Origin of the sequence: uncultured Nostoc sp., assembly GCF_964245445.1 — a bacterium.
Lineage (GTDB): Bacteria > Cyanobacteriota > Cyanobacteriia > Cyanobacteriales > Nostocaceae > Nostoc.
The window spans coordinates 1-10,489 of record NZ_CAXTNE010000075.1 but is presented as its reverse complement, the minus strand read 5'-3'; the positions used below and the strand labels follow the sequence as shown (position 1 = coordinate 10,489).

Below are 10,489 nucleotides of genomic sequence, written 5' to 3'. Positions count from 1 at the left end.
TTAAAGTTGCAGGTCGATGCATTAAAGTTGCAGGTCGATGCATTAAAGTTGCAGGCTGGTAGAGAGCAATAGCTCTCGGTTAAGGCAGGAGACGCGATAAATCAGGTCTTTGGTATCTGGTTCAAAAAACCAAGGAAAATAGAAAAACCCTCCAGATTATTGAAATATCCAAAAATCTGAAGAGTTTGTGTTTGATTTTTCCAATTGTGGTAACTTTTATTTTTTCCAGGCGAAACTAACTAGTAGTCCACCAGACTAACTTTGATAGATGAATAAGTTTGTAGTTAGGATTTTAGTCCTTAACTTGAGCGCTTTAGCGCTCACTACAAACCAAGCATTGTTGCCTTGCCAGAGTAGTAGTACAGCACGGCGGAAATAAACCAACCATTCCAAATCAATGAAACACTTACGCTGTATTGATTTTGAATTTTGAATTATGAATTCCGCCTTGCGGTACTAGTTTGTTTCCAATTTGAAAATATTCGCTGTCACACCCAGGCTTTCTTCAAAAAGTGACTCACGGCCCCAGCGTTGCACCTGCTGACTCAGCAAAGCTTCCGCCTTTTGTTCCGAAAGTGAAGTTACCTGTTGAAACAGACCGGCGGATTGAGCGCCACCGTGGGTTTCCATCCGCATACAACCACCAGTTTCTGAGCAGATAACTGTACCACAGTCTGCCTGGGCATTTGTCGAACTGAGGCGCAAGGCAATCAAGTCGCCGATAATATCGCCCACATCAGCAACCGGAACTCCTGCTAACTCGGCTTCTACTTGTCGCTGTTCTTGAGCAATAAAACGGATGCGAGTGATGTCATAATCACCGCTTTCCTTTTCATAAGAAACTGGCTGCCATTGCAACCGACTTGCCAACCAACCCAAAAACAGCAAAGCTTGGGCGGGGTTGCCTTTTTCATAATCAATCGTAACGCGGTCAATTTCTTTGAGGGCGGCACGACGGTTAGGTGAGTCGTAAGCCTCAGCTGTCAATTCCTGCCATGATGCGAGGCGACGCCAGTTTAAGTCAGCTAAAGGTACACCCGTTTCTACCAACTCTTCTAAGTGGAGTAAATCACTTTCTGGTTTGTTAAAGTTGCAAGAATCTACAATCACATTGTTGCAGACTGCTGCTAGGCGCTTGAATAGACCGTTGTTTGGGTCTGGTGTTGCCTTCCACCAGAGAAACTTTGGCAACCCGCCAATCAACAAGGCCGGAATCATACCACCGATGCGTTCTAAAGCAGCAGCAGTTCCACTGAGAGTAATGTATTCGCAGCAGATAAGTGTGCTTGACGATTGCTTTTGGATGGGACAATAGGCAGAAACTTGAGCCTTAACCCCTTCATCTTCGCCAGCAATGGGAAATAGCGCAATGATGCGGCAGGGGTTGCGGAGAGCGATTTCATCGGCAATTCTGGGGCTGGCGGTATTTAAGATCCCACCAGCAGCATGTTCTCCGCCAGACCCGTTTCGTTGAACTTTAGCGAATTCTTCTCGTAATACACTCAGAGTTTCTGGTGTTGCTGTTCCGGTTTCTGGCAGACCATTTTTCTTTTGCACTTCCCGCAACGCTGCTACCATCTGTGGCCCTAAAATCCCATCAATTGGGCCGTTGTAAAATCCCAAAGCAGCCAACAAATACTGAGTTTCTTCTGGTTCGTAGACCACTAAAGTAAATGTAGTTGCCCTAGTAGCACTGGGAAGTCCACCGCTATCGCCAGTTATGCCGTAGCTTTGCCAAATTTGATTCAGTTCCGTATCTATTTCGTTAAGCGAAATATCTTTTGGTGCCTGGAGTGAAAAAATTGTAGAAGTTTGGGTAGCCATAGGAGATTTTGGATTTTGGATTTTGGATTTTGTCATTTGTCATTTGTCATTTGTTTTTACTAGTGACTAATGACTAATGACTAATGACTAATGACTAATATTTACAGTCTGCGCCAGCGACGGCCATCCTGGTTAATTAAGAGTTCTGCTTGTTCTGGTTCCCAAGTACCGGCTTCGTACTGGGGAATATTATTAGGATCGGCGGGTGCATCCCAAACGGAAAGGGCTGGTGTTACTACTTGCCAAGCTGCTTCTACTTCATCCGCCCGTGTGAACAATGTTTGATCGCCCATCATACAATCAAGGAATAGGCGATCATACGCATCGGATGTTGCTTGGATGCCAAAGGAACCATAACTAAAGTCCATGTCAACGGAACGGGTGCGGAATTCTGCCCCTGGCATTTTGACATCAAAACGCAGGGAAATACCTTCATTTGGCTGAATCCGCATCGTCAAAATGTTGGCGTTTGTCTGTTGGGCGGCAGATTGGAACATCCGAGATGGAACTTCGCGGAAGTGAATGGCAATCTCACTGACTTTTTTCGGCATCCGCTTTCCAGTACGCAAGTAGAAAGGAACACCTTTCCAGCGCCAGTTATCTACCAAAAACTTCATCGCTACATAGGTGGGTGTGGTGGAGTTGGGGTTAACGCCTGGTTCTGTCCGATACCCTGGCACTGCTTGACCTTTCATCCAGCCAGCACTGTATTGCCCACGGACTGCTGACCGCGATAGATTGTGAACATCAGCTAAACGAGTAGCTTGGAGTACCTTCACTTTTTCTGTGCGGATGCTATCGGCATCCATTGCGTTGGGTGCTTCCATCGCGGTTAGACAGTAAAGTTGCATGAGGTGATTTTGCAACATATCCCGCAGTGCGCCGACACTTTCATAGTAACCAGCCCGGTCTTCCACTCCCACGGTTTCTGCCACAGTAATTTGTACGTGGTCAACAAATTGACGATTCCACAAGGGTTCAAAAATCGCATTGGCGAAGCGAAACACCAGTAAATTCTGGACTGTTTCTTTACCTAAGTAGTGGTCAATGCGGTATACTTGATTTTCTTTGCAATATTTCTGTACCACTTGGTTAAGACTTTGGGCAGAAGCCAAGTCCCGACCAAAAGGTTTCTCGATTACTAGACGATGTTTGTAGGGATCTTCTAGCATCCCGCCGCTTCCTAGCTGCTTAATTGCTTCGGGAAAGAATGAAGGGGCAACGGAGAGGTAGAACATGCGATTACCTCGCGTGCCCCGTTTTTCGTCTAATTCACTCAATAAGGTTTTTAGTTTCTTGTAGCCTTCGGGGTTGTCTATATCCCCAGGACTGTAAAACAGACCTTGAGAGAAGTCTTGCCAAAGTTCCCCTAAATCGACATCAGGATGTGCCTCTTCCATGCCCTTCTGCATTTGTTCGCGGAAGTATTCATGGCTCCACTCTCGACGCGCTACGCCGACAATAGTAGTTTCTGGCGGTATACGCCGTTCTCGCCGCAATTTGTAAAGTGCTGGCACTAGTTTGCGCCAGGTGAGATCACCAGAAGCGCCAAAGATAACTATAATCTGGGGTTCGGGCATCCCTTGTTGTTGCAGGCCAACGCGCAAGGGATTTTCTAGCAGACTAACCATAGGAATTTTGGATTTTGGATTTTGGATTTTGAGATTGGGGATTGGGTATTAGGGACTGGGTATTGGGTATTGGGGGTTTGGTATTAGGAAAATTGTTTACCAGTCTCCAGTCCCCAGTCCCCAGTCCCCAGTCCCCAGTCCCTAGTCCCTAGTCCCTACACTGGTGACAATACCTTGATCTTGTCTTCTAAAGAGTTCATCAAGGACTGGAAGGGCTGAATGAACTTGTCAATACCGTCAACTAACAGTTCATCCATGACGGCATCAAGATCGATGTTGATGTCGGGATCTTTGAGGTTTTCAATCAGGGTGTAGGCATTATCTACATCTGTTTCTAAGCGATCGCCTACGTTACAATGATCGGCACAAGCTTTAATCGTCGCTGGTGGTACGGTGTTAACGGTATCTCGCCCAATCAACTCTTCGATATACATCACATCGTTGTAGTGGGGGTCTTTAGTGCTAGTACTAGCCCAAAGTAGCCGTTGTACTGTGGCCCCTTTTTCTGCCAAGGCTTTCCAGCGATCGCTCTCGATAATTTTCTTGTATTCCTGGTACGCAATCTTGGCGTTAGCGATCGCTACTTTTCCTTTAACAGCTTTTAGCCTTGCTTCCACGGCAATATCATCAACACCTTTTTTCAACTTAGCATCAATCTTGCCGTCAATGTTGCTATCGATCCGGCTGAGGAAGAAGCTAGCGACTGAAGCAATTTTACTGATGTCCTTACCTTCAGCCACCCGTTTTTCTAAGCCCCGAATATAAGTCCAAGCTGTGTTTATGTAGCTATCTACAGAAAACAGCAACGTAATATTAACATTCATCCCTTCGGCTATTACCTGCTCCACTGCTGGCAAACCAGGTTCTGTACCGGGAATTTTAATCATCAGATTTTCCCGACCAACTTCTTGGAAATAGCGCCGGGCTTCGGTTATTGTTGCTTCAGTATCATGGGCGATAGTTGGTGGGACTTCAATACTCACATAACCATCTAGTCTATTCGAGGCTTCAAAAACAGGGCGTAAAATATCACATGCATAACGGATATCTGCAAAAACTAGCGATTCGTAAATTTTGTCTATGGGTAAGCCAGCACGAACTCCGGCTTCGATATCGGCATCATAAATGACGTTACCTGCGATCGCTTTTTCAAAGATAGCGGGGTTAGAGGTAATCCCAGAGATCCCTTGATTTTCAACCAGGTCTTTGAGTTCGCCTGATTGAATAATGTCACGGCTCAAATTATCCATCCAGATACTTTGACCGTATTGCTTAATTTCTAGTAGATGATTGGTAGACATAGCTCTAATTTGTTTCACTCCTGTATAGTGATGATTCTAAGTAAGTTGGCAAAACCCATCAAAATTTGATGCTTACTTTTGAATTGTGGCGTTGCCAATCACTTATCGCATCGGCCAGCTGAGATAATCTTTAATACATCTTCAAGAAGTGCTATTCTGCATCGCCAATCTTAAATCACCATGATTAACTTTTAATTAATGCCAGATGCTAGACGCATCCTTGATCCTTTTATTACCGTCTTATAGTGCAGCATGGCAAAAATAACTATCCAGTTGAAAAAGTTTAAAAAGCTTTATTTGCAAGCTTTGTTTTCTTCTAAATCGTGCCTTTTTACACTAGTACAGGTCAGCAGCCATTTCATTACAGCCAGAAAGACCAAAATTAAAGCCCTTTGACTTTTGACTTCCGCCTTGCGGCACTAGTGTCCGTTTTGAATAAAAGACTCCACCTTTGCTACATCCTCTTTGCTACCAATAATTAAAGGTGTGCGTTGATGCAATTTTTTCGGTACTACATCCAAGATATCCATCAGTCCTGTAGTGGCGCGACCACCTGCTTGTTCAATCAAAAAGGCTAGAGGAGCAGTTTCATAAAGCAAGCGCAATTTCCCTTCTGGGTTTTGAATTGTGCCTGGGTAGAGAAAGACGCCGCCTTGAACCAAGATTCTATGAATATCGCTTACCATTGCGCCACTATAACGAGCGCTGTAGCCTTCTGTGCGATGAACGTAGCGGATATATTCTCGAATCGATTCTTCCCATTGCCAGAAGTTACCCTCATTCACGCTGTAAACAGAACCGTGGTTAGGAATTCGGATATTTTCTTCTGTGAGAATAAATTCTCCTAAGCTGGGATCAAGGACAAAAGAATGAACGCCCTTACCTATAGTATAAACCAGCATTGTGCTGGGCCCATATAAAATGTATCCGGCAGCGAGTTGCTTACGTCCGTTGGTAAGGAGGTCAGTTGCCTTGTGATCGCTATCAGTTCCTTCTTGTTGGCGAATGGCGAAAATGGAACCTAAGCTGAGATTATTATCAGTATTGGATGAGCCATCAATTGGGTCATATAGCAGGGTATAGCGACCAATAGGGCAATTTTCCGGAATATAGTAGGGTTTTTCCATTTCCTCAGAAGCTAGGCGACAGACTAAGCCGCTTTGCTTAAAAACTGAGATAAATACATCATTGGCATAAACATCCATCTTTTTGACGGATTCTCCTTGGACATTAACTTCCCCTGTAAATCCCAGAACGCCTTCCATTAAACCAGCGCGACTCATGCGGCGAGCAACCAGTTTGCCGGCCAAGGCGATGCGATTCATCAGCGCACTTAAATCCTGTGCATCTGGCGAAAAACTCTGAAGTTGCTGTAAGACGTGACGCGATAAGGTTGTACAATCACGATCTAAGGATTTGTCTGTAATTTCATTGATAGACGATTTTATTGAATCTGGCGCTTCAGCCATTTTGATGTTCTCCGCAGCCACTAGCTGTTAATTGGGTTTTAGTCGTGTATGGCAACTTATGGTTGCTGCTTCTATCTTAGAAAAGTAATTTGATAACTTAGATGCGACTTTAGATAAACTAAAGAAATGAATTTTCAGTGACTTTTGCATTCAGAGCCTAGATACGTAGTAAATCGTATAACAGATTATCAGTATTAAGTAAGTGATTACTTAAATCAAGCGAATACAGAAGGTAACAAAGATAGCTAAATCACTGACAATTATTTCCAACCAGAGCTATTGTGAAATTATAGGAAAATAGGTATAAGTAGCTAGGCGTAAATAAATTAAAGTTTGTAGTGAGTTAGCGCGGTCTTCTCCCAAAGGGAGAGGCTAACGCCAAGGGGTTTCCCCCATGAGTGACTAACTTTCCCGTTGGGTAAGGACTTTAATCCTTTACCTTTATATGTAAAGTGCATTATTGCGTAGCGTAATGCACTTAGAACTAAGTATATTTTGGAGTTGTTTCAAAAATAAAATATAAGTCCAGGCGATCGCACTGAGCTATTTTAGCTTATATAAAATCTGGCTATGCAAACAGCAACAGCTACCATTAAACTTACACCTTGTTTAAATGTATTTTTGTAAGGGTAAATCTAAGTAAATTATGATAATATAAAGAGTCTTGGGCGATTAGCACAGGGGTAGCGCACATCCTTCACACGGATGGGGTCACTGGTTCAAATCCAGTATCGCCCATTTAGTAATATCAAAGGTTCAGCAAACTAACTGTGATTTAAAGCATAACTTGGTTTAAAAGAGGTATACGTAATTAAATTGAAAGTCGAATAAAAGATAAAAACAAATTTATTGTTACCAACAATACAATAACGATAATCGCTAACGTAGAATAAGCTTTTAAGGGTTTTACATTTCTTAAGTTAGTTGTGTTTTTTAGCGCATACCTACTTAGTTGCTAGTTAAGATAAGCAGTGGAAACACTAAATTCTCAGAGTAAAGAACGTGGCAAATATTCAGGGCACCTCTGGAAAAAACTATCTAGCTGGGACTCAAGGAAGCGATCAAATAGATGGCTATGAAGGCGATGACACTCTAATAGGTGGGGCGGGTAATGACAACTTAGTGGGAGGAGGTGGTAATGACATTCTCACTGGTGGTAGTGGTAGAGATACTTTTGTCCTGAATTACTCAGGTGGTGGTATTGATACAATTACAGACTTCTCAGTTAGTAGTGACGTTCTTAAAGTTACTACATCAACTATTGGCGCTTCTAAATATCTTATAGGTACACGAGCATCTCTGAGCAATTATGAAGTAGGTGAAGATGCTGGTATGGTTTCTACTAAGTCTACAAATCGTTCACTAACGCTCGGGTCGAGTAACGCTAGCCAATCTGCTAGTATTTTTACATATAACGCAAGCACTGGTGCTCTATTTTATTTGAATCAGCAGATAGCCTGGCTATCTCCTAACCTTGACTGGAATACAGCTGTTGTAGTGGCTTCAAAAACTACTAATAATTAATATTGACGAATAAAAAATCTAACTCCCCAGCAGAGTTTCTTACTAAAGTTGGGGGAGCCAAACTCCTCTTATACGGTGTATAGATAAGCAAGGGTTCGCGCTTTGATTACGGAATTGGTGTTCTAGGTGCGATCGCGTTGTTTTGTTTTTTAACCAATGTCATCTGTAATGCTAATTGCCAGTTAAAATCAGCAGTAGAAACACGAATTTCTCCGGGAGTAACGAACGTGGCAACTATTTACGGCACATCTGGAAACAACAATCTAACTGGGACTTCAGGAAACGATCAAATATACGGCTATGCAGGTAATGACACTCTAAAAGGTGGGGCAGGTAATGACTACTTAGAGGGAGGAAGTGGTAATGACAATCTCACTGGTGGTAGTGGTAGAGATACCTTTGTCTTCGATTGCTCAGGTGGCGGTATTGATACAATTACAGACTTCTCAGTTAGGGACGATATTCTGAAAATTACTACCCCTACTATTAGCGGCACTAACGCCATCTCTAAAGGTTCTACAGGCAATGACACTTTAATAGGTAAATCGGGTAAAGACTCTTTAGCAGGAGGAATTGGTAATGACATTCTTACTGGTGGCAAGAATAGTGACACATTGCCTTCTATTAAATCTTCTGAGAATGCTATTCAATTGACTAATTCTACAACTGATGTTTTAGCATCAACAAAAGTTTCGACGAGTGAGGACATAAAACTTGCTGATCCTATAGATCAATCTCCACAACTAACAATAATTGGTGGAGGTGTGGGACTGCCTAGTTATTGTAGCTATAACGCAAATACTGGTGCTCTATTCTATCTTAATCAGCAGTTAGCTTGGCTACCTTGTAATCTTATTTTTGCTAACAATGCATGACTTACGCAGTGACAGAAAAGCGAAAATAGCAGGTATAGTTTTCAAGGCTTCTAATTAGATTTTTAAATTACCTTTTTGCGATGCCTTTTCAGGCGCTTCGCATAACCCCGATTTATTCCCATATTTGCGTAGATGTAGCCTGTCGTAAACATCGCTGAGTGCTAAACACGGCTGAAATACCCAAATTGCCTGTAGTACTTATGTACGATGCGTAAGTCCTGAAAGATATGACTGCGACAAGACTTATATGTACACCGGAGGACGGGCGCTACGGTGTACATATAAGTCTCTTAACCTGTACCTTTGATGCATCGCCCTGCAAAAATTAACCCACCCAACGTTACACAGCAACTTTAAAAGACTTGTGTGTACACCGTAGCTGACAAGCGAGAGGGACAGCCTTGAACTAAAGTTCAAAGAAAAAAGAGGTTTGTCGAACTCACCTTAAGTCTTAAAATTCATACAGTCACTACTGTCACAACAGCAGATTAGTAATGAAAAACCTAACCTTCCCAGCAGAGTTACCTGGAGAGTGGCACGGGCAAAGGTTTGCACAAGCATTACTAAAGTGATGTTCTATCTTGCAATCAAGTAACTTTCCACAGTTAGGAGATAAGTTCTGTGAGTTTAAGAAGTTGGTTTGGTCACGGTTGTCACTTAGGGTTGTCTGGCTTGGTGATTCTAGTGGGTGCGATTGGAATACAAGGAGGCGATCGCACATCCGCTCAGGTCACTGCTGATCCCTCTGTGGGAACTCAAGTGGAGCGAATCGACAATACTACCTTGGATATTACAGGGGGTACAACCGTTGGCAATACAAATTTATTCCATAGTTTTAGCAACTTTAGTATTACAAGTGATCAGGTAGTCAATTTCCAAAATGCCCCTACTATCAACAATATTTTGGTGCGAGTTACAGGGAGAAATCCCTCTGACATCCAGGGAACACTTCAAACTCAAGGTAATGCTAATTTCTTTTTAATGAATCCTAACGGCATCATATTTGGACAAAATGCCGTATTAAATATTAACGGTTCATTTATTGGCACAACAGCTAGTGCGATCCAGTTTCCGGGTGGTGGAGAATTTTCCATGACTTCACCCGTCAATCCGCTTAACCCCTTGCTGAGAGTAAATCCTTCTGCATTTCTATTCAATCAAATTCCATCCCAGCTTGCGAAGCCGATTCAAGTCAATGAAGCATTTCTATTCGTTCCTGAGAGTCAGAGTTTAGTGCTATTGGGAGGCGATGTGAATTTAGAAGGAGCGATCGTGTATGCTCCAGATGGTCGAATCGAATTAGGAGGATTGGCAGCAGGGGGAACAGTAGGGTTGAACATTGATAACAACAATTTCCGCTTAAGTTTTCCTGAGAGTGTAGCGCGAGCAGATGTATCTTTTACCAATCTAACTACAGTAAGTGCTAGTGGTGAAGGCGGTGGTGGTATCCAAATACAAGGCAGGCGCGTTACATTCGATAGTTCAGATATTGCGGTTAATACCCTAGTCTCAAAATCGGGAGGAACATTAGGGGTGAACGCATCGGAGTCAGTCGAACTCTTGCGAGGAAGCCGTTTGTTGACTGAGACAACAAGGTCTGGAACTGCCGGAGACTTAAGGATTGAAACTGGGCGGTTGATTGTTCAAGATGGTTCGCAGATTTCAGCTTCCACTTCTTTACAATCTACTGGAGGGGGAGGAACTTTGTTTGTCAACGCCAGGGACTCTATCCAACTCATTGGAACCTCCCCAATTATAGAAGGTGAAAAACCCATACCTAGTGGCTTGTTTACTGTAACACAAGGTGCTGGAAATGCCGGAGAATTAAGAATTGAAACTGGGCAATTGATTGTTCAAGATGGAGC

The 10,489-nt window shown here is 43.0% G+C and carries 7 protein-coding genes and 1 tRNA gene; 4 read left to right on the top strand and 4 right to left on the bottom strand.

The annotated features are described in order from the left end of the window. Positions 1-456: 456 nt before the first annotated feature. From opcA to fbp, 4 genes are all read right to left on the bottom strand, one after another. The gene (gene opcA, locus ACFE90_RS14830; protein WP_375501761.1) at positions 457-1,824 is read right to left on the bottom strand and encodes a glucose-6-phosphate dehydrogenase assembly protein OpcA; all 1,368 of its coding nucleotides are present in this window, start codon (positions 1,822-1,824) and stop codon (positions 457-459) included. A 101-nt stretch (positions 1,825-1,925) separates the two neighbouring features. After that, the gene (gene zwf, locus ACFE90_RS14825; RefSeq protein WP_375501723.1) at positions 1,926-3,455 is read right to left on the bottom strand and encodes a glucose-6-phosphate dehydrogenase; all 1,530 of its coding nucleotides are present in this window, start codon (positions 3,453-3,455) and stop codon (positions 1,926-1,928) included. A 155-nt stretch (positions 3,456-3,610) separates the two neighbouring features. Then, complete coding sequence (gene tal / locus ACFE90_RS14820) at positions 3,611-4,756, bottom strand: transaldolase (RefSeq protein WP_375501721.1); 1,146 nt, start codon at positions 4,754-4,756, stop codon at positions 3,611-3,613. Between the two features lie 419 nt (positions 4,757-5,175). After that, positions 5,176-6,225 carry a class 1 fructose-bisphosphatase gene (gene fbp, locus ACFE90_RS14815; protein ID WP_375501719.1) on the bottom strand — a complete coding sequence of 350 codons (1,050 nt, stop codon included), beginning with the start codon at positions 6,223-6,225 and terminating at the stop codon, positions 5,176-5,178. A 666-nt stretch (positions 6,226-6,891) separates the two neighbouring features. Here fbp and ACFE90_RS14810 point away from each other — a divergent pair. The 4 genes from ACFE90_RS14810 to ACFE90_RS14795 form a co-directional block, all read left to right on the top strand. Then, a tRNA-Val gene (locus ACFE90_RS14810) sits at positions 6,892-6,963 on the top strand. Positions 6,964-7,227: 264 nt separating this feature from the next. Beyond that, a complete protein-coding gene (locus ACFE90_RS14805) occupies positions 7,228-7,749 on the top strand; it encodes a hypothetical protein (RefSeq protein WP_375501717.1) in 522 nt (173 codons plus the stop codon). A 227-nt stretch (positions 7,750-7,976) separates the two neighbouring features. Then, on the top strand, positions 7,977-8,624 hold the full coding sequence (locus ACFE90_RS14800; RefSeq protein ID WP_375501715.1) for a calcium-binding protein: 648 nt from the start codon (positions 7,977-7,979) through the stop codon (positions 8,622-8,624). A 621-nt stretch (positions 8,625-9,245) separates the two neighbouring features. Beyond that, positions 9,246-10,489 (top strand): filamentous hemagglutinin N-terminal domain-containing protein (locus tag ACFE90_RS14795; protein ID WP_375501713.1); only part of this gene is annotated, 1,244 nt, incomplete at its 3' end.

Excerpts from the sequence above, each read along its gene's own strand:
- fbp (WP_375501719.1), bottom strand. The coding sequence starts at position 6,225 with ATGGCTGAAGCGCCAGATTCAATAAAATCGTCTATCAATGAAATTACA.
- opcA (WP_375501761.1), bottom strand. The coding sequence starts at position 1,824 with ATGGCTACCCAAACTTCTACAATTTTTTCACTCCAGGCACCAAAAGAT.
- tal (WP_375501721.1), bottom strand. The coding sequence starts at position 4,756 with ATGTCTACCAATCATCTACTAGAAATTAAGCAATACGGTCAAAGTATC.
- zwf (WP_375501723.1), bottom strand. The coding sequence starts at position 3,455 with ATGGTTAGTCTGCTAGAAAATCCCTTGCGCGTTGGCCTGCAACAACAA.